Annotated in this window: 26 protein-coding genes; 11 read left to right on the top strand and 15 right to left on the bottom strand. The window is 33.2% G+C overall.

The annotated features are described in order from the left end of the window. Window positions 1–11 precede the first annotated feature (11 nt). Together BUE95_RS12840 and BUE95_RS12845 are read left to right on the top strand one after the other, a co-directional pair. Entirely contained in the window at window positions 12–1,037 is a 1,026-nt protein-coding gene (locus tag BUE95_RS12840; protein ID WP_073585134.1) for a M28 family metallopeptidase, read from the top strand. 87 nt (window positions 1,038–1,124) lie between these two features. Then, a complete protein-coding gene (locus tag BUE95_RS12845) occupies window positions 1,125–2,138 on the top strand; it encodes a proline iminopeptidase-family hydrolase (protein WP_073585135.1) in 1,014 nt (337 codons plus the stop codon). 723 nt (window positions 2,139–2,861) lie between these two features. On the opposite strand, the gene BUE95_RS12850 is transcribed toward BUE95_RS12845, so the two are convergent. Next, entirely contained in the window at window positions 2,862–3,887 is a 1,026-nt protein-coding gene (locus BUE95_RS12850) for a threonine aldolase family protein (RefSeq protein WP_073585136.1), read from the bottom strand. Between the two features lie 47 nt (window positions 3,888–3,934). Between BUE95_RS12850 and prfB the strand changes: the two genes are divergently transcribed. From prfB to BUE95_RS12870, 4 genes are all read left to right on the top strand, one after another. Next, window positions 3,935–5,030 (top strand): peptide chain release factor 2 gene (prfB, locus tag BUE95_RS12855; RefSeq protein WP_143165302.1). Its coding sequence is split into 2 segments (ribosomal slippage): window positions 3,935–3,997 and window positions 3,999–5,030, totalling 1,095 coding nucleotides; the frame shifts between segments, so codons are not numbered across the junction. 126 nt (window positions 5,031–5,156) lie between these two features. Beyond that, complete coding sequence (lpxD, locus tag BUE95_RS12860) at window positions 5,157–6,155, top strand: UDP-3-O-(3-hydroxymyristoyl)glucosamine N-acyltransferase (protein WP_073585138.1); 999 nt, start codon at window positions 5,157–5,159, stop codon at window positions 6,153–6,155. 27 nt (window positions 6,156–6,182) lie between these two features. Continuing rightward, window positions 6,183–6,587, top strand: coding sequence for an inner membrane protein YiaA (yiaA, locus tag BUE95_RS12865; RefSeq protein ID WP_073585139.1), 405 nt, complete (start codon window positions 6,183–6,185; stop codon window positions 6,585–6,587). 97 nt (window positions 6,588–6,684) lie between these two features. After that, complete coding sequence (locus tag BUE95_RS12870) at window positions 6,685–8,313, top strand: acyl-CoA carboxylase subunit beta (RefSeq protein WP_073585140.1); 1,629 nt, start codon at window positions 6,685–6,687, stop codon at window positions 8,311–8,313. Window positions 8,314–8,448: 135 nt separating this feature from the next. On the opposite strand, the gene BUE95_RS12875 is transcribed toward BUE95_RS12870, so the two are convergent. The 4 genes from BUE95_RS12875 to BUE95_RS12890 all read right to left on the bottom strand — a co-directional run bounded on the left by BUE95_RS12875 (window position 8,449) and on the right by BUE95_RS12890 (window position 10,606). Next, a complete protein-coding gene (locus BUE95_RS12875; RefSeq protein WP_073585141.1) occupies window positions 8,449–9,093 on the bottom strand; it encodes a hypothetical protein in 645 nt (214 codons plus the stop codon). Between the two features lie 281 nt (window positions 9,094–9,374). Continuing rightward, the gene (locus tag BUE95_RS12880) at window positions 9,375–9,566 is read right to left on the bottom strand and encodes a cold-shock protein (RefSeq protein ID WP_073585142.1); all 192 of its coding nucleotides are present in this window, start codon (window positions 9,564–9,566) and stop codon (window positions 9,375–9,377) included. A 362-nt stretch (window positions 9,567–9,928) separates the two neighbouring features. Further along, entirely contained in the window at window positions 9,929–10,354 is a 426-nt protein-coding gene (locus BUE95_RS12885) for a PIN domain-containing protein (RefSeq protein ID WP_073585143.1), read from the bottom strand. A 3-nt stretch (window positions 10,355–10,357) separates the two neighbouring features. Beyond that, window positions 10,358–10,606 carry a DUF6364 family protein gene (locus BUE95_RS12890; RefSeq protein ID WP_073585144.1) on the bottom strand — a complete coding sequence of 83 codons (249 nt, stop codon included), beginning with the start codon at window positions 10,604–10,606 and terminating at the stop codon, window positions 10,358–10,360. 634 nt (window positions 10,607–11,240) lie between these two features. Here BUE95_RS12890 and BUE95_RS12895 point away from each other — a divergent pair. The 3 genes from BUE95_RS12895 to BUE95_RS12910 all read left to right on the top strand — a co-directional run bounded on the left by BUE95_RS12895 (window position 11,241) and on the right by BUE95_RS12910 (window position 12,900). After that, entirely contained in the window at window positions 11,241–11,555 is a 315-nt protein-coding gene (locus tag BUE95_RS12895) for a hypothetical protein (protein WP_073585146.1), read from the top strand. Between the two features lie 191 nt (window positions 11,556–11,746). Then, window positions 11,747–11,947, top strand: coding sequence for a helix-turn-helix transcriptional regulator (locus BUE95_RS12905; protein ID WP_073585150.1), 201 nt, complete (start codon window positions 11,747–11,749; stop codon window positions 11,945–11,947). Window positions 11,948–12,018: 71 nt separating this feature from the next. Further along, complete coding sequence (locus BUE95_RS12910) at window positions 12,019–12,900, top strand: hypothetical protein (protein WP_073585152.1); 882 nt, start codon at window positions 12,019–12,021, stop codon at window positions 12,898–12,900. Window positions 12,901–13,404: 504 nt separating this feature from the next. Here BUE95_RS12910 and BUE95_RS12915 read toward each other — a convergent pair. The 4 genes from BUE95_RS12915 to BUE95_RS12930 all read right to left on the bottom strand — a co-directional run bounded on the left by BUE95_RS12915 (window position 13,405) and on the right by BUE95_RS12930 (window position 15,680). Continuing rightward, the gene (locus BUE95_RS12915; protein ID WP_073585154.1) at window positions 13,405–13,698 is read right to left on the bottom strand and encodes a type II toxin-antitoxin system RelE/ParE family toxin; all 294 of its coding nucleotides are present in this window, start codon (window positions 13,696–13,698) and stop codon (window positions 13,405–13,407) included. After that, window positions 13,691–13,939, bottom strand: coding sequence for a type II toxin-antitoxin system ParD family antitoxin (locus BUE95_RS12920; RefSeq protein WP_073585156.1), 249 nt, complete (start codon window positions 13,937–13,939; stop codon window positions 13,691–13,693). The genes BUE95_RS12915 and BUE95_RS12920 overlap by 8 nt, the downstream gene beginning before the upstream one ends. 249 nt (window positions 13,940–14,188) lie before the next feature. Continuing rightward, entirely contained in the window at window positions 14,189–14,680 is a 492-nt protein-coding gene (locus BUE95_RS12925; RefSeq protein WP_234977658.1) for a DMP19 family protein, read from the bottom strand. Window positions 14,681–14,867: 187 nt separating this feature from the next. Continuing rightward, window positions 14,868–15,680 (bottom strand): hypothetical protein, encoded by an 813-nt coding sequence (locus BUE95_RS12930; RefSeq protein WP_143165304.1) that lies wholly within the window; start codon window positions 15,678–15,680, stop codon window positions 14,868–14,870. Between the two features lie 127 nt (window positions 15,681–15,807). On the opposite strand from BUE95_RS12930, the gene BUE95_RS13700 reads away from it, so the two are divergent. Continuing rightward, on the top strand, window positions 15,808–15,948 hold the full coding sequence (locus tag BUE95_RS13700; protein WP_159433522.1) for a hypothetical protein: 141 nt from the start codon (window positions 15,808–15,810) through the stop codon (window positions 15,946–15,948). A gap of 192 nt (window positions 15,949–16,140) precedes the next feature. Here BUE95_RS13700 and BUE95_RS12935 read toward each other — a convergent pair whose 3' ends face one another. The 6 genes from BUE95_RS12935 to BUE95_RS12960 form a co-directional block, all read right to left on the bottom strand. Beyond that, a complete protein-coding gene (locus tag BUE95_RS12935) occupies window positions 16,141–16,926 on the bottom strand; it encodes a hypothetical protein (protein WP_073585162.1) in 786 nt (261 codons plus the stop codon). A gap of 579 nt (window positions 16,927–17,505) precedes the next feature. Beyond that, complete coding sequence (locus BUE95_RS12940; RefSeq protein ID WP_073585164.1) at window positions 17,506–17,799, bottom strand: putative quinol monooxygenase; 294 nt, start codon at window positions 17,797–17,799, stop codon at window positions 17,506–17,508. A gap of 100 nt (window positions 17,800–17,899) precedes the next feature. Continuing rightward, window positions 17,900–18,760 carry a helix-turn-helix domain-containing protein gene (locus BUE95_RS12945; RefSeq protein WP_073585166.1) on the bottom strand — a complete coding sequence of 287 codons (861 nt, stop codon included), beginning with the start codon at window positions 18,758–18,760 and terminating at the stop codon, window positions 17,900–17,902. A gap of 241 nt (window positions 18,761–19,001) precedes the next feature. Beyond that, the gene (locus tag BUE95_RS12950; RefSeq protein WP_073585168.1) at window positions 19,002–19,238 is read right to left on the bottom strand and encodes a TfoX/Sxy family DNA transformation protein; all 237 of its coding nucleotides are present in this window, start codon (window positions 19,236–19,238) and stop codon (window positions 19,002–19,004) included. Then, window positions 19,238–19,618 carry a VOC family protein gene (locus BUE95_RS12955; RefSeq protein ID WP_073585201.1) on the bottom strand — a complete coding sequence of 127 codons (381 nt, stop codon included), beginning with the start codon at window positions 19,616–19,618 and terminating at the stop codon, window positions 19,238–19,240. The genes BUE95_RS12950 and BUE95_RS12955 overlap by 1 nt, the downstream gene beginning before the upstream one ends. 137 nt (window positions 19,619–19,755) lie before the next feature. Next, window positions 19,756–20,568: a helix-turn-helix domain-containing protein gene (locus BUE95_RS12960; RefSeq protein ID WP_073585171.1), complete on the bottom strand. Its 813-nt coding sequence runs from the start codon at window positions 20,566–20,568 to the stop codon at window positions 19,756–19,758. A gap of 210 nt (window positions 20,569–20,778) precedes the next feature. Here BUE95_RS12960 and BUE95_RS12965 point away from each other — a divergent pair. Continuing rightward, on the top strand, window positions 20,779–21,730 hold a 952-nt coding region (locus BUE95_RS12965; protein WP_143165305.1), incomplete at its 3' end, for a transposase.

The raw sequence follows: 21,730 nt of genomic DNA on the forward strand, positions 1-21,730 counted from the left end.
ATAACTTTTTTATGAAAAAAATATTGTTTTCAGGTATGGCCATGATGCTATTGCTAAGCAGTTGCTCAACAGCACAAATGGCATCCAAAAAACCAGTAGATGCAGGCACTTATCTTTCAACCATTAAAGCTGATGAATTAAGCAAGCACTTATATATCGTTGCAGGTGATGAAATGGAGGGTAGAAATACAGGAGAACCTGGACAAAAAAAAGCGGGGCTTTATCTTATTGAAGAATACAAAAAAATGGGGATAAGTTTTCCTCCAGGTGCTAACGATTGGTATCAAAAAGTTCCTTCTGAATTCATGAAAAGAGGATTTGCTCCTAAACTCAATGATTCCGAAAACATTTGGGCTTTTATTAAAGGTTCGGAAAAACCAGATGAAATCCTTGTAATTTCAGCACATTACGATCACGTTGGAATGAAAAACGGCGAAATTTATAACGGTGCTGACGATGATGGTTCGGGAACAGTTGCGTTATTAGAAATTGCACAAGCTTTTAAAGAAGCGGAGAAAAAAGGACATGGACCTAAACGTTCTATTTTATTTTTACACGTTACAGGTGAAGAGCATGGTTTACACGGTTCAAGATTTTACTCTGAAAATCCACTATTCCCTCTAGAAAATACAATTGCCGATATCAATATTGATATGATAGGTAGACGGGATACGTTACACCCGAATACCAATAATTATATTTATGTAATTGGCTCGGATAGATTGAGCAGTGAATTGCACACCATTAATGAAGAGGTAAATAATAAATATACCCAATTGGAATTGGATTACAAGTACAACGACAGAAACGATCCTGAGAGAATTTACTACCGTTCAGATCATTACAATTTTGCAAAAAAAGGTATCCCGTCTATTTTCTTTTTCAATGGGGTACATGCCGATTATCACTTACCAAGCGATACGCCAGACAAAATTGAGTATGACGCATTAGCAAAAAGAGCCCAATTGGCTTTTGGTTTAGCTTGGGAATTAGCGAATCGACCAGAGCGAATCAAAGTAGACCGTGACGGAAAATAAATCAACACACCCTAAAATGCCTTAGTCGTATTTTAGGGTGTTTTATTTTAAAGCATTCTAATATTTCTAATTTCAAAACAACAAATCATGAAAAAGCAAATAAAAACCCTACTGCTTGTAGCAATTGTAGCATTATTTACTAGTTGCCAAAAAGAAACTGTAACGCCTCAACAGGACTATTTTGCACAATCGGCTGATAGCATTCAAACCGGTGGTGTAAAATTAATCCCTATTACTACTCCAAAAGGAACATTTAATGTTTGGACCAAACGCGTTGGTAACAATCCTAAAATAAAAGTATTGCTTTTAAATGGAGGTCCGGGTGCTACTCATGAGTATTTTGAGTGTTTTGAAAATTTTTTACCTGCAGAGGGTATTGAATTTATTTATTATGATCAATTGGGGTGTGGAAATGCAGACAATCCAAACGATACTACAATGTGGGATTTGGGTAGATATGTTGAAGAGGTAGAACAAGTGCGTAAAGCTTTGCAATTAGACAATACCAATTTTTACTTATTGGGGCATTCGTGGGGAGGTATTTTAGCAATGGAGTACAGTTTGAAATATCAAGACAACATGAAAGGATTAATCATTTCAAACATGATGGCTAGCTGCCCCGAATACGATACATATGCTAATGAAGTTTTGGCAAAACAAATGGATCCGAAAGTATTGGATGAAATCATGAAATTAGAGGCAAATAAAGACTTTTCTAATCCTAGATATATGGAGTTACTCCTCCCTAATTTCTATGAAAAACACATTTTGCGTTTCCCTTCAAAAGACTGGCCAGAGCCGGTAAATCGTTCTTTTGCGAAAATGAATCAATCGTTGTATGTTACGATGCAAGGACCAAGTGAATTTGGAATTTCAGGAAAATTAGAAAATTGGGATCGTAAAACAGATTTAAAAAATATAAAAATCCCGACTCTTGTCATTGGGGCTAAATATGATACTATGGATCCAAACCACATGGAAGCAATTTCAAAAATCTTACCTAAAGGTTCGTATTTGTTTTGTTCAAAAGGAAGTCATATGGCGTTTTACGACGATCAAAAAACGTATTTTGATGGGTTGATTACTTTTTTAAAGCAATAGAACGTTAGGTTTTATTGCTTTGAATAGTTGTGTTTTTTTGGAACACAGATTTTAGAAATTTAATTAAAGAAATCTTGGTGCGCTTTGTGGTTAAGTGATTTTTTGTTTCAAGTTTCAGGTTTCAGGTTTTTTGGAACACAGATTTTAGAAATTTAATTAATTGGGAAAATCTTTGAAATTTTGGTACGCGGATGAAACAGATTCGCACAGGCGAAGCGCTGCTAATTACGGATTTTTCTTTGTGGAAAATAGTTCGCTAAAGCGAAGGTGGATGGGTACGGATTTTTGGAACACAGATTTTAGAAATTTAATTTACTGGAAAGATCTTTGAAGTTTTGGGACGCGGATGAAACAGATTCGCATTAGTGAAACACTGCTAATTACGGGTTTTTCTTTGTGGAAAATAGTTCGCTAAAGCGAAGGTGGATGGGTACGGATTTTGGAACACAGATTTTAGAAATTTAATTAATTGGGAAAATCTTTGAAATTTTGGTACGCGGATGAAACAGATTCGCATGGGCGAAGCGCTGCTAATTACGGGTTTTTCTTTGTGGAAAATAGTTCGCTAAAGCGAAGGTGGTTGGGTACGGATTTTTGGAACACGGATTTTTAAAATTTTAGTAATTGGAAAAATCTTGGTGTTCCGGGTATAAATCCTTACTGGATTTAGTGGTTAAAAACAACTAAATCTCTTTAAAAACGTGACTTATTTAAAGGAAAAACTTAAAACTCTAGCTTGGAAAAAACCTCCATAACATATTCGTGCATTACTTCTTTGTAATCTAAATGAGTAACAATTCTTAGTTTTCCATGTCCCATTGAACTAATAGCAATACCTTTTTGTTTCAATTTTTCCATAAAGGCTTTTTCATCTACGAAAGGTTGCAAACCAAATATTAAGATATTGGTTTCCACTGGTGCTACATTGGCAACCCAAGGCATTTTTTCTAATAAAGTACCCAACTCTTTTGCTCTTCTGTGATCAATTTCTAAACGGCTGATGTTATTTTGCAATGCAAATAAGCCTGCTGCTGCTAAATATCCCGATTGGCGGAGATTGCCTCCAAAAATCTTTCTAATGCGCAATGCACGATGCATATCTTGCTTGCTCCCTAACAAAACCGAACCGACAGGAGCACCTAGTCCTTTTGATAAACAAACTGAAATTGTGTCAAACAATTCGCCAAACTGTTTTGGATGCTGCTTTTTGGCAACTAAAGCATTCCACAAGCGTGCCCCATCCAAATGGTATTTTAAATTATGTTCCAAACAAACTTGTTTGATTTCTTTCAAAGGCTGTAAATCGTAACAAGCCCCTCCCCCTTTATTAGTAGTATTTTCAATACTCACTAACGAAGTTAAAGGTGCGTGATAAAATTCAGGGTCATTGATCCCATTTTTAACCAAATCTGCCGTAATCATACCGCGGTCTCCGTCAACTAAACAGCAAGAAACACCACTATTAAAAGACGCTCCTCCTGCTTCATAATGATAAATATGCGAGTATTTATCACAAATTACTTGTTCGCCAGGCTGTGTGTGCAACTTAATAGCCGTCTGATTTGCCATTGTTCCCGAAGGAAAAAATAAGGCAGCTTCCATGCCAAATAAATCCGCCAAAGTTTCTTCTAACTCATTGACTGTTGGGTCTTGTTTATAAACATCATCGCCAACTTTAGCATTAAACATAACGTTTAACATTTCTACAGAAGGCTTGGTTACGGTATCACTTACTAAATTAATTTCCATATAATAAAAAAGAATAGCTATTTTTGTTCTGTAAAACTACAATATTTATGATAAATACAGAACAAGTCAGAGATATTATTGATCGCCTTGGTGCGTTAAGGAGGTATCTTTGACATTGATGCCAAAACGATTGAAATAACAAACGAAGAAGAAAAAACCTTCGCGCCCGACTTTTGGAATAACGCCAAAGAAGCCGAAATTATTATCCGAAACCTACGTTCGAAAAAGAAATGGGTAGCAGATTATGATAAAGGAGTTGAACTGGCGGAAGAACTTCAGATTATGATGGACTTCTTCAAAGAAGGGGATGTAACCGAAGAAGAAGTGGTGCATCACTACCAACAAACTTTAAATCACATTGAAGATTTAGAGTTTCGAAACATGCTTTCCGATGAAGGCGATAGCATGAGTGCCGTTTTACAGATTACTGCTGGTGCTGGTGGAACTGAAAGTTGTGATTGGGCTTCCATGTTGATGCGAATGTATTTAATGTGGGGTGAAAAACAAGGGTATAAAATCAAAGAGCTGAACTTTCAAGAAGGCGATGTTGCTGGGATTAAAACCGTAACCTTAGAATTTGAAGGCGAATTTGCTTTTGGATATTTAAAAGGTGAAAATGGAGTACACCGTTTGGTCCGAATTTCTCCTTTTGATAGTAATGCGAAACGTCATACTTCTTTTGCTTCGGTTTATGTGTATCCTTTAGTAGACGATTCTATTGAAGTAGAAATCAATCCAGCGGATATCGAAATCATTACTTCGCGTTCGAGTGGTGCTGGTGGACAAAATGTCAACAAGGTAGAAACCAAAGTACAATTGTTTCACAAGCCAACCGGAATTCAAATTCAGTGTTCCGAAACACGTTCACAACAAGACAACCGCCAACGAGCGATGCAAATGTTGAAATCGCAGTTGTATGAAATCGAATTAAACAAGCGATTGGCACAAAGAGCTGACATTGAAGCAGGTAAAATGAAAATCGAATGGGGTTCGCAAATTCGTAACTATGTGATGCATCCCTACAAGCTCGTTAAAGATGTTCGATCAGGATATGAATCTAGTGATGTGGAAGGCATTATGAATGGTGATATCGATAATTTCTTAAAAGCCTATCTGATGATGATGGGGCAAAAGGAAGAATAAAAATTTGAAATTACAATTCCTTAAAATCCGAATTTCAACTATAGAAATTCGGATTTTTTTATACAATATTTAAAAAAACTAAAATCTTTTTATATTTTAGTCAAAATTTACCAATAAAACTTATAAATGAAACAATTTACAATCGAAGAAATCAATGAGGTGCTCCACGGAACTATTGTGGGCGCTATAACAACAAAAATTACGGCTCCCGAACAATTAGAAGTGGCTAATGAAAGTGAAATATCATTCATTGGAAATAAAAAATATGAGAAATTATGGGCAACTTCAAAAGCTTGTGTCGCTGTTGTTAACGAAGATATTTCTATCGAACCTGGAGCAAATAGAGCCTTTATTAAAGTTAGGAATGCTGATTTAGCGATGTCGCAAGTATTAGCCCTCTTCGCTCCTCCTCCACCTGTTTTCAACACTAACATTCATCCAACTGCAACCATTGATCCAACCGCTCAAATAGGTAACGATGTAAAAATTGGGGCAAATTGTTACGTGGGTCCAAACGTAACGATTGGAGACAATACCATATTATATCCCAATGTAACTGTTTTAGACGAGTGTACTATTGGTAAAAACACTACGGTTTGGTCTGGTACAGTAGTCAGAGAACGTTGTCATATTGGAAATGATTGCATCATTCATCCAAATGCGACCATTGGTGCAGATGGTTTTGGCTTTCGTCCTGATCCTGAAAAAGGATTGGTAAAGATACCACAAATTGGGAATGTAATCATTGGGAACAATGTAGAAATTGGAGCTAATACCTGTATCGATCGAGGTAAATTTAGTTCAACCGTTTTAGGAAATGGTTGTAAGATTGATAATTTGGTTCAAATCGGGCACAATTCTAAATTGGGCATGTTTTGCATCATGGCTGGCAACAGTGGATTAGCGGGTTCGGTTACACTTGGAAACGGTGTAATTATTGGTGGAAGCGCTTCTATCAAAGACCACACTACCATAGGAGACGGCGCTATAATTGGAGCAGGCTCTGGGGTAACGGGTGATGTAGCAGCTGGAAAAACGGTTTTAGGTTATCCAGCGATTGATGCAAAAGACGCCTTGCGACAATGGGCCATTTTAAAACGCATGGTAAACGATTCCAAAAAATAAAATTACATCAACTATAAATTGAAAATTATGTATCAAAAACCATCAGGAGCATTTATTGCTGCATCTTGGATTGCCTTGGGAACTGGAATGATTGGCTACTTAATCGGTCTTTTCAGAGCGGAAATGCTGTTAAATGAAAAAGGGTATTACTTCACGGTTTTAATGTTTGGTCTCTTTGCAGTAGTCTCTTTGCAAAAAAGCGTCAGAGACCGTTTGGAAAACATTCCTGTAACCGATTTGTATTACGGAATTTGTTGGTTTGCCACTATATTATCAATTATTTTATTAATAGTAGGTTTATGGAATGCCACTTTACTTCCAAGTGAAAAAGGATTTTATGCCTTCTCCTTTTTACTTTCTATTTTTGGAGCCATAACGGTACAAAAAAACACACGAGATGCGCAAGCAAAAGACAACAGTAGTCTACAATAAGATTTAACAGGAGTTAAATTTATTTCAAATCCATCTAAAGAATTTATTTTTCAGATGGATTTTGTATTTTAGCCAATCAATAAACAACAAAACCCAAATGGATATTAATTTCAATAAAAACGAAGACCATAACAAACTATTACTTTCCGATTTAAAAAACCGATTTGCCCAAGTAAAATTGGGAGGTGGCACAAAACGCATTGAAAAATTACATGCTGAAGGTAAAATGACGGCACGAGAACGTATCGATTATTTATTAGATGAAAAAGCCAAGAGTATTGAAATTGGAGCCTTTGCAGGAGAAGGAATGTACAAAGAACATGGAGGGTGTCCTTCTGGAGGTGTCGTTGTTAAGATGGGTTATATCTCAGGAAAACAATGTATAGTTGTAGCCAATGATGCAACAGTTAAAGCTGGTGCTTGGTTTCCTATCACTGGTAAAAAGAACCTTAGAGCACAAGAAATTGCTATCGAAAACAGATTACCTATTATCTATTTAGTTGACTCTGCGGGAGTTTATTTACCCATGCAAGACGAAATATTTCCTGATAAAGAACATTTCGGGAGAATTTTTAGAAACAATGCGATCATGAGCAGTATGGGTATTACCCAAATTGCAGCTGTAATGGGAAGCTGTGTGGCGGGTGGCGCCTATTTGCCAATCATGAGTGACGAGGCCATGATTGTTGATAAAACGGGAAGTATTTTCTTAGCAGGAAGTTATTTGGTAAAAGCAGCCATTGGGGAAACCATAGACAACGAAACACTTGGTGGTGCTACAACCCATTGCGAAATTTCAGGGGTAACCGATTATAAGGCTAAAGACGATAAAGATGCTTTGAATCGAATAAAGAGCATCATGGGTAAAATAGGTGCTTTTGACAAAGCAGGTTACAATCGTGTGAAATCCGAAAAACCCGCTTTAGAGCCCAAAGATATTTATGGTATTTTACCAAAGTCTCGAGCTGATCAATACGATATGTACGAAATCATCAAACGTTTGGTAGACAATTCTGAATTTGATGAATATAAGGGCGATTATGGAAAAACCTTAATTACAGCCTATGCTCGCATCGATGGTTGGGCTGTAGGAATCGTAGCCAATCAACGCAAAGTTGTAAAAAATGCGAAAGGCGAAATGCAATTTGGAGGGGCTATTTATTCGGATTCAGCGGATAAAGCTACCCGTTTTATTGCGAATTGCAATCAAAAGAAAATTCCATTGGTTTTTATACAAGATGTAACCGGTTTTATGGTGGGTTCTAAATCAGAACATGGTGGTATCATCAAAGATGGTGCTAAAATGGTAAATGCCATGGCGAATTCTGTAGTACCTAAATTTACCGTTATTGTAGGGAATTCCTACGGTGCTGGAAATTATGCTATGTGTGGAAAAGCTTACGACCCACGATTAATTTTTGCATGGCCTAGTGCGGAATTAGCCGTTATGGGGGGAACACAAGCGGCAAAGGTATTGGCTCAAATTGAAGCCTCTTCTTTAAAAGCAAAGGGAGAAGTTATTGATGAAGCAAAAGAGGCCGCATTATTTGATAAAATAAAAGCACGTTACGACGAACAAGTTTCGCCTTACTATGCTGCTTCTCGTTTATGGACCGATGCAATTATAGACCCTTTAGAAACAAGAAATTGGATTTCTTTAGGAATTGAAGCAGCCAACCATGCTCCTATTGAAAAACCTTTCAATCTTGGGGTGATTCAGGTTTAAATAAAAAATGCCTTTCACGAATCTTTTATCAATTGCTTTAGATTTGTGAAAGGCTTCTAAATTTTTTACAAAACATTTAAAAATAATTTTTTTAAATGTTTTTTTTGAGATGTTAAAGTAAATAAAGATTTACTTTTACCTTTTTACTTTATTATTGTTATATTCTATTTTTCGGTTTGTATCATTTATTGCTTTACTCCAATCAACAGATGGTTGAAGTGTTTTTATAGCCAGAATATCTCGTTGATAATTATTTTTATAGGATACTAATGTGTCATTTTCACCAGCATATTCATCAAAAACAATAGTACCTACATAAGTAATTTCCCCTTTTTTAACATCGAAAGGAATTGAAAAACTTCCTGTGTAATTTGTTCTTTGTAAAGCTGCAATACCACTATTTGAGAATAAACGGATACTTGAGATTTCATATTTTCCTTCAGGTCGCTCTATGGCAAATAAATAAGTTGTTTTATTATCTAATTGCCCTTTGTGTTTCATTTTCCAAATTTGTTCTGGACTTATTTGTATTTCCGTTGAATTTTTTTTAGCCGTTTTTTCATCGGCATCTATCGCACTTACTCGTATAAAATAACCATTAAATCTTGCTTTTTCTTTGGGAAATGAAATAGAGCCTACAAGCAAGCCGTTTTTAGCCGTTTCTTTTCTAAAACTCATTGGCTCATTAGGGAGGCCTGTAACGGCACAACTTTGAATTAAAATGGGGATTGAGAATAATACTAATACTATTTTAAGTTGTTTAAAAAAATGAGTTTTCATTATATTTTGTTTAGTTATTTTATTTAGTTAAAATAGAGGCCTTAGTAAATCAATAATAAAATTCTAATAAAAGTGTCAAAAAAATTTAACTAAAAACTACAATGAAATATAACTTTGCACCGTTATATTAAATGGCAATACTCTTAAAAAGGAATCAAATATATAAAAAATCTTACGAAAATTCGAAAATGTTTAAACTTAAAAAAAAATGCATTAAAACCTAGAACTAAAAAAGCCAATCTATAATAGATTGGCTTTATTTGTAAAAAGTAAAATATATCTTAGATAACGTTTACATTAGTTGCAGTAGGTCCTTTTTGTCCGTTTTCTACAGAGTAAGTAACCGTGTCATTCTCACGTACTGATTCGTTAAGACCTGTAGCATGTACAAATATGTCATTACCACCATCTTTTGGAGTAATAAATCCGAAGCCTTTTGCTTCATTGAAAAACTTAATTGTTCCTTCGTTCATAAAAAATTGTATTAATAAAAAACAAAGATACCGTTAATTATTGAATAATTTTTAATAATTTTATAAAAATTGTAAATTATTTTCAAAAATAAATTTAAAAAATTATAATTTTTCAATAAAACTAAACACCCTTGTCTAACGTTTAGTGACTATGAGCGCTATAAACCAATTTTAATTTTCTTTAGCTAAAATAAGTTTACAACATTTATCAACAAGTAGACGGATTAATATTTTTAATCTCTATTCTTTAATTAACTACAACTAAAAAATAAACCTCTTTTAAATTACTTTAAAAAGAGGTTGAAACTTATACCTTTTGTAGCTTATTTTTAAAAAATGATGGTTGTGCAACAGTTACCCAGTTAACGACTGGCAATCCTCATTTTTAAATAATTATCTGGTGTCATGACACCTAACGAACTGTTTTTATAATCTTTGGTATTTCGTGTTATAATAATATCAATTTCTTTATATAGTTCCGCCGAATAGTTTTGTAAAGCATCTTCAAAATCTTTGAAATCTGAATTTAATGCTTTTAATATCGAGTCTTTATTAATTACAAGAATTTCTGCAATTGAAACTAACATTTTTAACTTTTCTATTACTTTTTCGTGTTTCGCTGTTTGTCTTAATATATAATAGACATTACTAATAATTACGGGAGTGACAAATCCTTTAATTTCTTTTGATTCACAAAGAGATAGGATTTTTGCTGCGTTTTCCGAAAATGGTTCTCGATCAAAAAAGAAATCAAGTATAACATCAGTATCGATTAGAATTTTTACCATAGATTATAAATATTTTTCTGATAATCTATTTGCTAAATCCTTCTTATAATCAATATTTTTTGGAGCACTAAACGAACCCTTTAAAGATTTTACGATAGGAGTTAACTCAATATCATTTTGAGTACTATCTTTTGTTAATGCTTTTAAATAATTTTCAATTAAATCAGATAAACTGCGCTCTTTTTCTTTAGCATATTTTTTAGCCTTTTCAATTACAGATTGATCGATTGTTAACGTTAGCTTGGTATTCATAATACACGACCTTTTTAAGTTAAACTTATACGTGTAAAGTTAAAAAGTTTTTTTGATACGTGCAAGTTTTGTTTATAATGCACGTATCTATTTTCTTGCCGCTAACGAAAGCCTGCGAAAAAAGCTCACAATCACATAAATAAATTATATCTAAATAGTTGTAAGAAAAACACAAATTTTGTATTTTTAATCATGCAACACATCCAAGGAATTTCTCGCCATCAAATCCAAATGAGTTGTTTAGAAGACAAGATTACAGCTGATAATCTTGGCGATAGCCAAAATTCAAGTTCCTATAAAAACTAATTTTATGGATAGGGGTATTAATGCCTAAAAGTGAAGGAAAAAACGATAAAAAACCAATGAATACACTTCAAAAAAAAAGAGGAAACTAAATCCTCTTCTAAATCTTTATCAAATCATATCGAAATCCCCATAGTGGATAGACAGTAATCGGTTCCGTTCAACAGGAGTTTCATTGTTGGCTTTGCAAGCCCAACGAAACTCTAGCTATTGTTGGCAGTTTTTATTTCTGATTTTTTTTAATTTATAAAGTTTACATTACTTTTTGTAAAAAACATTTGCTTTTAAGTAAAACATACTTTACATTTGTTGAATTAAAACTTTAAGATAGATGAAAACAAGATTTTTATTTCCATATAAGATTAAAAAGTCAAGTGGATTAATATTTTTTATAAGTTTAGTTTTTGTAATCATAATGTGTGTTGATTACGATGTCTTTTCTAAAATTAATCCAAAATCTCCTGTTTTTGCAGTTGCAGGAAATGGTGAGTTAGTTTTTGGCACAAACAGCAAAACGGCAATTTTTCCTACATACTACTTTTCATTTATTTATAATGAGATTTTAGATGAAATTTTATTTTTTATACTAATTATTAGTGGTATTGTATATGCTTTTTCAAAAGAGAAGATAGAAGATAGAAGATGAAATGATTATGAAAATTCGATTAGACAGTTTGGCTTGGGCAACATATTTTAATTATACAATCCTTTTAATATGTTATCTTTTTTTTTATGGATTGCCTTTTTTAAAAATTTTAGCAATATCAATGTTTTCTAATTTGTTCTTTTTTATTATCAGATTTAGATGGGAAGTTTATAAGTATAATCAGAATTTCAATGAAGAATAAGGTGAAAATAGAGAGGGCTATAGCCAATTTAACACAATCTGAATTAGCTGAAAAAGTAAATGTAAGTAGACAAACAATCAACGCTATGGAATTAGGAAAATATGTGCCTTCTACTGTCTTGTCTTTAAAGATTTCTAAAGTATTTGGAAAAACAGTAAACGAAATATTTGAATTAGAATCAACAGATTAAACTCTAAAGTCGTAAAAGCTGAAACAGCGACTTGAAATACTGAAAGTAAGCATAATTAATACCTTTTTATTATGAAAAATAGATTTTTCATTTCATTGTTTATTATGCTAATAACAATGATAACTTTAGTGATTTCTTGTTCTGATATACATGATGAAGACGTGGTTAATACTGAACATTTAAAATCAATGAAATTAAATGGAAGTATTCTTGAAGAAGAAACTCTTTTAGGGGATGATATTTATCTTCCTAAAGGTACTTATTGGTACTATTCTAATGAACATAAGAATGAAGTTGTTTTTGAGTTACCAGAAGAATATATCTTTCTGCTTAAAAATATAGAAACGGGTAAATATATCTTATCAATTGAGGGTGGAGGATATTCTTGTACTTGTGGGGCAGGTGGAAGTTGTACAACTTTTCATAATAAAGATTTAGGATATAGCTGTCTGCAAAGTTCCTGCACAGGTTCTTGTACAGGAAAAGCATCAGCAGTTCTAACACCAAATCTACAAATAGTTGGAGTGCTAAATGCTAAAAACACATTGATGGATGCAAACATAATACAAGAAAAAGCAAGTTTGTCAAGTGATGGTATAGATGGTTTCTTTGAAATTAAAGAGATTAAGGAAGAAATTAAAAGAACCTACGATATTATTTATAAATATGCTGAAAAACCTGATTTTGAATCAGGTATATACGACAAAAACAAGTATGTATATGCAAAAACTTTACTTTATGGATTTGAAATAGGTATAATTATTCCAAATGATGCCAATCTACAAGAATTAATTCCAAATTTAAATGTAAGTATTATTTCTGATGTAGACGCTCCATCATCTTGTAGCTGTAGTGGTGGTTCCCAAGGAGGAAGCTGTAAGCTTGAAAAGAAAGGGCTGTTAGGCTATGTAGCGTATTTTTGTAATGGTTGTACCACTTGTACAATGAGCTAAAACTAATTTTAATAATTAATTAAGGACGAACTTTTCTGTTTTTTTTTTTTTTTAGAAAAGTTCGTCCTTATTTGTCTATTTTTCAAAATTGCCACCAACGGCAGACTGTGAAAAAACCTTACAATCCTATTAACAAATATAGCCAAATAGTTGTAAGAAAAACACAAATATTGTATCATTAATCATGCAACACATCCAAGGAATTTCTTGCCATCAAATCCAAATGAGTTGTTTAGCAGACAAGATTATAGCTGATAATCTTGGCGATAGCCAAAATTCAAGTTCCTATAAAAAGTAATTTTATGGATAAGGGTATCTATGCCTAAAAGTGAAGGAAAACACGATAAAAAACCAATGAATACACTTCATAAAAAAGAGGAAACTAAATCCTCTTCTAAATCTTTATCAAATCATATCGAAATCCCCATAGTGGATAGACAGTAATCGGTTCCTTTCAACAGGAGTTTCATTGTTCGTGCTTCGCACGCAACGAAACTCTAGCTATTATAGGTGGTTTTTCATATCCATCATACCATGCAAAATCCTAACAAATTCGATTTCATTTCCAAAAACTATTCTGTAAAAAACCACATGTTGACCAGTTTTATAACCTAAAACTTTTTTTTCCACGATTTCGTATGATTTTCCTTGATTAGGTTTGTTTGCTAATTCTTGGCAAGAATCAATAAGTAGAGAATAATAAATCTCTGCCTGGTTTTCAGACCAAGTTTCAACAGTATAGTTCCAGATATCACCTAAATCCTCAACAGCTTTGTTGGTTAAGTAAAACTTAGCCATTTCTTTTTCTTGTCTTTAGAGTTTCTAAATGTTTCTTTGGATCAAAATCGGCAGCTCGTCCGCTTTCAATTCCTTCACGGATGGCATTACGCAAAACTATTATACGGTTTTCTTCTTCTTCCAAAAGTCGAAGTCCAGCGCGTACGACTTCACTTGCGTTGCTGAAACGGCCTTTAGAAACGGTTGATTCTATAAAACTTTCGAAATGATTGCCTAATGATATTGATGTGTTTCTTCCCATGATTTCTTCATTTTTTTATAAAGTTACCAAATTTTGGTAACCTAGCAAATATTTTCCTAGAAATTTTGGTAAAATCACCTATAACGGTTCTCAACTATACACAGGAAGGGCTTATTACCACTAAACTTCCTACGAAGCACGAAACCCCAGCTTGCGTATAGGTGATGTTAGCGGTTCGGGCTTCCTTTTTTCGTGTCATTTGTCTATAAATTCCTTTTTGTTTTTCCTTATGAAGTCAACTTGAATTTGTTACAAGTTTTCAGTCTCGTAAAGGTCGTAAAACTCGTCATCAAATTTGTTTAGTGGATTTTCGTCATATGATTTACTAAATCCTTCAATTGTTCCGTCTTGGTGTTGAGTTATTTTCGGGTTCTCCTTTTCAAATGTGTTGTTGGCTCGTTTGGTCAAGTCAGCAAACTTTGGTGCTCCTACAAGTTTTAAAGCGTCGGGTAAATGTTTATAAAACTGTCCGCTTGAATTGAAATAAAATTGGTTGTAACCGCCATTATTCACTTCTGCTTCTAATGCCCAAATCATATAAATCGCATGTCTTGATTTGTTCCAAGACATTACCATTTCATATCCCTTTTCGAAATCGGTTGGTTGTTTTTCAGAAAGGTTGTCAAAAACCACTTGTAATAAATTTTTGTCTGAAGTTGTGTCAATAATTTGTTCAGTCAGTTCTTTATAAATTGATCTGTTTTTAAATGCTTCAACTGAATTGGAAAGTTGCTTACACATAAAAGTGAAGGAAAACACACTAAAAAACCAATAAATACACTTCATAAAAAAAGAGGAAACTACATCCTCTTCTAAATCTTTATCAAATCATATCGAAATCCCCATAGTGGATAAACAGTAATCGGTTCCGTTCAACAGGAGTTTCATTGTTGGCTTTGCAAGCCCAACGAAACTCTAGCTATTATGCCTAGTTTTTCTTCTTTTCGAGTTGTTTCGCAAACTTTTTGTCCGTTTTCGTTGGACTGTTTTCTAATGCTCCAATGATAACGTTTTTTAAGTTTTCAACTTCACTATATTTTTCTAAAATTGGTTTTAGATTTTCCATTTTCTGCATTGAAATTGACGAAATTACCCAACCTTTAGAATTATTATCCCAAGAGCTTAAAAACTCAATTAGTTTTGCTTGTAATTTTTCGTCTTTTTCAAAGTTTGCTAAGCATTGGATAGCCATAATTTGTTGGTTTCTATTTTCTGAATCTATAAATTTCCAACAAGTTTTTTTTACAGCATTTGTATCATATTTAATGTACATATTTATCAAAATATCAACAGGTAATCCTTTTGGAAATGATGAGAATAAAACAAATAAATCATCAGATGCTTTTCCGCAATTATTTGCCATTAATGCAGTTGTGCTCCAAGTTTTTAAAAGTGTACTTTCATTTGAGTTAATTCTATTGATAAGTTCGTTGTTAAAAGTACTGTCATTTGCAACTCCAATCAATCTGTATGCTAAAACACGTTTTTCAGTAGTTTCAGAATTAAATAGTTTTTCGATGTTTTTAAAATATGAAGAGCATTTATTCAAATTTTTCAAACTGTCTTTTGCTTGATATTCAAAAAGCAAATTGTTAATTCTGTAAAAATCTTCTTCTACAAACTTTTCATTGTTAGAAGCTTCAATAATTTCTTTGTCCAATAAATTTGGAATTTGGCATTCTTGTCCATACGAGATATTAATTATAAAAAATAATAAAATTGAAAGTGAAAATTTATTCATTAATTGTCTGTTTTTCTCGTTTCGGTTAAAATTAGGCATAACGTCAGACTGCGAAAAAACCTCACAATCCTATTAACAAATATAGCTAATTAGTTGTAAGAAAAATACAAACTTTGTATTTTTAATCATGCAACACATCCAAGGAATTTCACGCCATCAACTCCAAATGAGTAGTTTAGCAGACAATATTACAGCTGATAATCTTTACGATAGCCAAAACTCAAGTTCTAATAAAACTAATTTTATGGGTAAGGGTATTAATGCCTAAAAGTGAAGGAAAACACACTAAAAAAACAATGAATACACTTCATAAAAAAAGAAGAAACTACATCCTCTTCTAAATCTTTATCAAATCATATCGAAATCCCCATAGTGGATAGACAGTAATCGGTTCCGCTCAACAGGAGTTTCATTGTTGGCTTTGCAAGCCCAACGAAACTCTAGCTATTGGCAGCAGTTTTTATTTTCGATACTTTAATTTTCTTCTAAATTCAGCATTTTTAATTCTTTTTCCACCAATAATTTTATAGCGAACTTGTGTTGTCCAATTACCTTTTTTGTCATATTTAAATTCATATTCATAATCTTCTGATTTTATTACGTCACCATATTCATTTATAATGTCGTTTTCTTCTTTTTTTGAATAGTCAATTTTCCCATTATTTGTTGAGATTATCTTTCCATTTTTATCGAAGACTTTCGTTATGACAGAATTATTTAAATAATCATATTCTGCAATTTCAATTCCGAAATCAACATTACTATCGGTTTTTAGTTTTAGTTCAATTGGATTTCCTTTTTCATTATTTATAATTGTAGTTTCTCTTATGATTTTATTATTTTGATTTTTATCAATTACTTTTATTAGGAATCCTTTTTCGTCATACTCATAAAATGCAGTTTCAGAAGAATATCCGACAATAGGATGCCATCTTTCTATTTTTCTTGATATACTTTTAGTTCCTGTTGAATCGTGAATTCTTGTAAGCCTTTCTTTTAGGTTATCTTCCGAATCGTATCTTAATTCAGTAATTATTTTGTTTTTAGAATTCAAACTTGTGATTTCTTTTTTTCTTTCAATATTATTTTGATTAAAAAAAGTTATTTCAGTAGTTATTTCACTAACCAATATGTTTTTACGCAATTCTAAATCGCTATCAATATGAAGTGCAGAGAAAATACTTTGTGAATAAATACTATTAATAAACGAAGCAAAAAAAAGTAATAGAATAATTTTAAATTTCATTTTAAAATGTTTATTTTTAGGTTCTTACGTAAAATTACCGCTAACGTCAGACTGTGAAAAAACCTCACAATCCTATTAACAAATATAGCTAAATAGTTGTAAGAAAAACACAATTTTTGTATTTTTAGTCATGCAACACATCCAAGGAATTTCCCGCCATCAACTACAAATGAGCAGTTTAGAAGACAAGATTACAGCTGATAATCTTGGCGATAGCCAAAATTCAAGTTCCTATAAAAACTAATTTTATGGGTAAGGGTATTAATGCCTAAAAGTGAAGGAAAACACACTAAAAAACCAATGAATACACTTCATAAAAAAAGAGGAAATTACATCCTCTTCTAAATCTTTATCAAATCATATCGAAATCCCCATAGTGGATAGACAGTAATCGGTTCCGTTCAACAGGAGTTTCATTGTTGGCTTTGCAAGCCCAACGAAACTCTAGCTATTGTGTGCTGGCTTCTTCGTCATTCTACGCTTAATTTATTATCAAGCTGTTTTGTAAACAAAGGCAACCTGTCCAAATTCCTTTACAGAACTTTGACAGGCAGCCATTTTATAATAATTGTGGTGTATTTATTTAGCCGCTAAAACATCCAATTTCTCAATAGATGGTGCAGTAGCCAACAATTCAGGTGCATTTTCCATTAACGCCTTTGCAATCTTACCACCAAGATGTGCTTCTCTGCCCTCTTCATCTGAAAAAGTGTCAAAAATGCCAAATGTAGAAGCGTCAATACGAAACGCATACCATGTAATAGTACCCGCTTCTTCATTAGCAAGTGGCAATGCACTTGTAATAAACTCTTCAACATTTTTTTCTTTTCCAGCTTTTGCTTCTAGTCGAACTAATAATCCTAATTTTTTCATGTTTTTTTATTTTTTAATTAAACCAATTTTGTTTTAACAAATTTAGCTCATTTAAGCTTGTGAGGCTTTTTTATTTAGTTCAAAAACTTATGAAAAAAGGTCAAGTTTTCATAATGTTTTTTGGACTGTAACCAAATTCATTTTTAAAGGCTGTGCTAAAATTTGATAAGCTATCATAACCAAAGTCCATATAGATTTCTGATGGTGTCGCTTCATTATTAAGCAATAACTTTTTGGCTTTGTTGAGCCGTTTTAGTTGAAACCATTTTCCTGGAGACTCTTGATATAATTGTATGAATTTTCGCTTAAAAGTAGACAGGCTCATATTGCATAGAAAAGCGACCTCATCAATATTCAAACTCGTGTACAGATTTTTTTCAATAACCATTTTAAAAGATAATTCTCTTTCGTTGATTAACAAAGAATGTAGATAAACAAAAAAACTTTGCCCATACTTATCAGCCAGATATAGCATAATTTCTTCAAATTTCAATTCCAGAATCTTTTGAGAGATTGTTTGATTCAAGCCATAAATTTGTTGAATAGAATTAATAAAATGGATAATAAAATTGTCTTTTTGCATAAGGAAATAAGGACTACTGGTAGCTACTTTGTTAAAGTCATTTGGGTCAAATAAATGCCCATATTTCAATAAAAAATCATTAATGTTTTTTTGAGAAAAGAAAAAGAGTAGGCAACTATAACTATTTGCCCCAACAATTTCTGTTGTTAAAAAATTCCCCGACGCAAGGAGCAAGGATTGTGTATGATCTATTGAAACGATGTCATTAGAAAAGTGAATGTCCTTTTGTCCGTCTAACAAAAAACTGAATACATTTTTGTTTAGGTTAATCTTATTTTTGGAAACATGTTTATACACCTCGTAGTTAGCAATTTGCAAGTCTGATGTGCCCGTGTAGTTACCTTCAAATAAATGTTCGGGAAGATTTGTAATGTCCATAATAGTGTTGTTTTAAAAAACATTTTGGCATTGTAAATATATTAAATTTCTATTTGAAAAATCGTTTGCTCAAGTTTGGATGAAGAGGTCGTTTAGCCTTGCGCACAACGGTCTCGTATAAACGTAGTAGCGGATTTTGAAACCGAACTTTTCGGTTTATAACTAACGTTAAATTTACAAAATCACTTTCGATTTAGCACTTAACCCGCTATTGCGTTTATACAATGTTGTGCATAGTGCTTTATTTTTCAAGCAGTTCTGATTTTATATTTTCCGGTAGCTCTCGCCAATCCAAATCCAATAACGCTCCTTGTAGAGAATAGAGATAATAGCATTTTGGAATGGTTGTATTTGGGTAGTTTTCGCAGATTTTTTTATACGCAACTTTTGGTGTTATTTCCGCCAAGTCAGCCAATGTGAAAACGCCAACTTCATTCAACTTTTTTTCAATGGTTTTACCTATATTTTTTGCTTTCATTATTCTTCGGGTTGTGTATAAGTCACAATATCAATTCCAATTCCGTTAGGGTCTTTAATTGCAAAATGCCTGTCGCCCCAAGGTTCGTTTCGGATTTCAATTTCCATTTGAACTCCTTTGTCTTTAAGTTGTTTGTAAATTTCATCTACGTTCTCGACTTCAATCGTCAAATACACTCCTTTCCCGTTAAATTCCGATTGGAAAATGGGTTTTTGACTTGGGTGGTTCGGTTGTAAAAAACTGATTTCTGCCGATTGGTCGGGTGTGTGAAGTAAAAGATAAAATTCGTTTTCAAAACTTACTCCAAAGCCCAAAGCTTCTGTGTAAAATTTCTTGGTTTCCTGTAATTTTTCGGTAATAACACCTGCGTTAAGTTTCATTTTGTTCGTTGTTTGTGCATTTGTCAAATTTACTATCGTAACAAATACGGTTAATAATAATGTTCTCATTGTCAATAATTTTGTTGTTACAAATTTAGGCGGACAAAAAGCCGGGGCATTGTAAAAATCGGACAAACTTAACGAAAGGCTTCGGAAGGCGTTACACCGTAAAATGTTTTGAAGTTTTTAATGAAATGGGCTTGGTCAAAAAATCCAACATCAAAGTACAGTTTGTTTTCTTTAAGGCTTTGTTTTGAAGGCTTTGCATTCAAAATATATTGAAATCGCACAACATTACTGAAGGATTTTGCAGTTGTGCCGATATAAAAGTTGAAAATTCTGCGAAGTTGTCTTGGACTTAATCCTGTATTAAGGTCTTTTTCCGTGTCCAAAAACCCATTCCTTTTGAAAATCAAGTTTAACGAATCCAAAAAACGATGATCGTAGTTAATACTTTGGGGATTTGAAAATTCGATTATTTTTTCATTCAGGATTTGTGTGATATTTTCAAATGAATCCGCTGGTTTGATTTTTGAATTAATCCACTCTGAAAAGTTGGGCAAAATTTTGTTCAGTTCTTGAGATTGATTGCTTAATGTTTTCGCATTAACTCCAAACAAATGCGTAAAAGCAGAAGGTAAAAATCGAATGCCGATATAATCAAATTCTTTTCCGATTGGGAACTGAACGAACTTTCGGCAAAATCCCATCACAAAGTTTTCAGTCGGTTTCTTGTGGTCAAAAAATATGTCGATACAACCGTCAGAAACTACTCGGTAATTATAATCTCTTTTTAAAGGTTTTCGTGTTTTTAGTTGCCAAAAACAGTATATGAAATCCTCAATCTCTTTATTCGGCGTGCTTTCTCGATAACTTATTTCATTGTCGTTAACCGAAACTGTTGGTTGAATCGGTTTGTAATATTCTCGTATGGTTTTAAGTTCATTCACTGCGTTATTCTCGCATTATGCACAACGTTTTGGCGCTTGGCGCAGTGGCGGATTTCGGAGCACAAAACTGTCAATACACCACAAAAGTTGATGCGAGGTAGAATGTTCAATTAACCACGTCACCCGCCATTGAGCCAAACGCCTGTGCTTGTTGCACAACTCAAATATATAAATACTTGCATAAAAACGAGATAATTTGTAAATTTATTCATGCAAGGAAAGAAGAATTTTACCCCACAATTATTTGTATCGGTTAATTTGTTGGACATGGTTCCAGCAGATAATTTTTATAGAAAATTGTTAACCGAACTCGATTTAAGGTTCATTTATAGAGCTACTAAAAAGTATTATGGCAAGGAAGGACAAGAGAGTATTGATCCTGTTGTTTTCTTCAAGATATTGTTGGTGGGTTATTTGAATAACATCAACTCAGATAGACAATTAATCGCTTTTTGTAGTGATAGTTTATCGATACGTTTGTTTTTGGGTTATGATGTTCATGAGTCATTACCATGGCATAGCACCATTAGTCGTACACGAAGTTTGTATGGCGAAGAAGTGTTTTTGAGTTTGTTTAAAGAAGTCTTGAAAATGTGCATAAATAAAGGCATGGTTCGTGGCAAACGTCAAGCGGTGGATAGCGTTTTTATCAAAGCCAATGCTTCTATGGATAGTTTGGTAGAGAAAGAAGTTTTGGAAGATGCTAGTGCTTTTGTAAACGAGTTAGAAGAAAACAGCGAATTTAAAACCACCAGTGCAAGGAAGAAGTTGGTAGAACAACACCACGCTTGGAAAGAAGAAGCTTATAAAGGAATGCCTAACGCTACAGGCAAAGACAAAATAGATGAATTTGGGAATATCATTCGTCCCAAATATGTATCGAATCACACGCATTATTCGCCCACAGATAGCGATGCTAGAGTGAGTGTAAAACCGGGAAAAGCGCGACAATTAAACTATTTTGGACAAATCGCAGTAGACGATGCGCATCATGTGATTACAGGAGCATGTTCTGATTTTGCTGATAAACGCGATAGTCAGTGTTTAGAACAAATTGTGGAACTTACCGAAGAAAACCTAAAGGAAAACGACATTGAGTTAGAAGAACTTTTAGCCGATGGCGGTTACAGCAGTGGCGAAGCGTTGGCGTATTTACATAAAA

Origin of the sequence: Flavobacterium cucumis, assembly GCF_900148835.1 — a bacterium.
In the GTDB taxonomy this organism is placed as follows: Bacteria; Bacteroidota; Bacteroidia; order Flavobacteriales; family Flavobacteriaceae; genus Flavobacterium; species Flavobacterium cucumis.

Coding starts and splice junctions, on each gene's coding strand:
- BUE95_RS12840 (WP_073585134.1), top strand. CDS start 12: ATGAAAAAAATATTGTTTTCAGGTATGGCCATGATGCTATTGCTAAGC.
- BUE95_RS12845 (WP_073585135.1), top strand. CDS start 1,125: ATGAAAAAGCAAATAAAAACCCTACTGCTTGTAGCAATTGTAGCATTA.
- BUE95_RS12850 (WP_073585136.1), bottom strand. CDS start 3,887: ATGGAAATTAATTTAGTAAGTGATACCGTAACCAAGCCTTCTGTAGAA.
- lpxD (WP_073585138.1), top strand. CDS start 5,157: ATGAAACAATTTACAATCGAAGAAATCAATGAGGTGCTCCACGGAACT.
- yiaA (WP_073585139.1), top strand. CDS start 6,183: ATGTATCAAAAACCATCAGGAGCATTTATTGCTGCATCTTGGATTGCC.
- BUE95_RS12870 (WP_073585140.1), top strand. CDS start 6,685: ATGGATATTAATTTCAATAAAAACGAAGACCATAACAAACTATTACTT.
- BUE95_RS12875 (WP_073585141.1), bottom strand. CDS start 9,093: ATGAAAACTCATTTTTTTAAACAACTTAAAATAGTATTAGTATTATTC.
- BUE95_RS12880 (WP_073585142.1), bottom strand. CDS start 9,566: ATGAACGAAGGAACAATTAAGTTTTTCAATGAAGCAAAAGGCTTCGGA.
- BUE95_RS12885 (WP_073585143.1), bottom strand. CDS start 10,354: ATGGTAAAAATTCTAATCGATACTGATGTTATACTTGATTTCTTTTTT.
- BUE95_RS12890 (WP_073585144.1), bottom strand. CDS start 10,606: ATGAATACCAAGCTAACGTTAACAATCGATCAATCTGTAATTGAAAAG.
- BUE95_RS12895 (WP_073585146.1), top strand. CDS start 11,241: ATGAAAACAAGATTTTTATTTCCATATAAGATTAAAAAGTCAAGTGGA.
- BUE95_RS12905 (WP_073585150.1), top strand. CDS start 11,747: ATGAAGAATAAGGTGAAAATAGAGAGGGCTATAGCCAATTTAACACAA.
- BUE95_RS12910 (WP_073585152.1), top strand. CDS start 12,019: ATGAAAAATAGATTTTTCATTTCATTGTTTATTATGCTAATAACAATG.
- BUE95_RS12915 (WP_073585154.1), bottom strand. CDS start 13,698: ATGGCTAAGTTTTACTTAACCAACAAAGCTGTTGAGGATTTAGGTGAT.
- BUE95_RS12920 (WP_073585156.1), bottom strand. CDS start 13,939: ATGGGAAGAAACACATCAATATCATTAGGCAATCATTTCGAAAGTTTT.
- BUE95_RS12925 (WP_234977658.1), bottom strand. CDS start 14,680: ATGTGTAAGCAACTTTCCAATTCAGTTGAAGCATTTAAAAACAGATCA.
- BUE95_RS12930 (WP_143165304.1), bottom strand. CDS start 15,680: ATGAATAAATTTTCACTTTCAATTTTATTATTTTTTATAATTAATATC.
- BUE95_RS13700 (WP_159433522.1), top strand. CDS start 15,808: ATGCAACACATCCAAGGAATTTCACGCCATCAACTCCAAATGAGTAGT.
- BUE95_RS12935 (WP_073585162.1), bottom strand. CDS start 16,926: ATGAAATTTAAAATTATTCTATTACTTTTTTTTGCTTCGTTTATTAAT.
- BUE95_RS12940 (WP_073585164.1), bottom strand. CDS start 17,799: ATGAAAAAATTAGGATTATTAGTTCGACTAGAAGCAAAAGCTGGAAAA.
- BUE95_RS12945 (WP_073585166.1), bottom strand. CDS start 18,760: ATGGACATTACAAATCTTCCCGAACATTTATTTGAAGGTAACTACACG.
- BUE95_RS12950 (WP_073585168.1), bottom strand. CDS start 19,238: ATGAAAGCAAAAAATATAGGTAAAACCATTGAAAAAAAGTTGAATGAA.
- BUE95_RS12955 (WP_073585201.1), bottom strand. CDS start 19,618: ATGAAACTTAACGCAGGTGTTATTACCGAAAAATTACAGGAAACCAAG.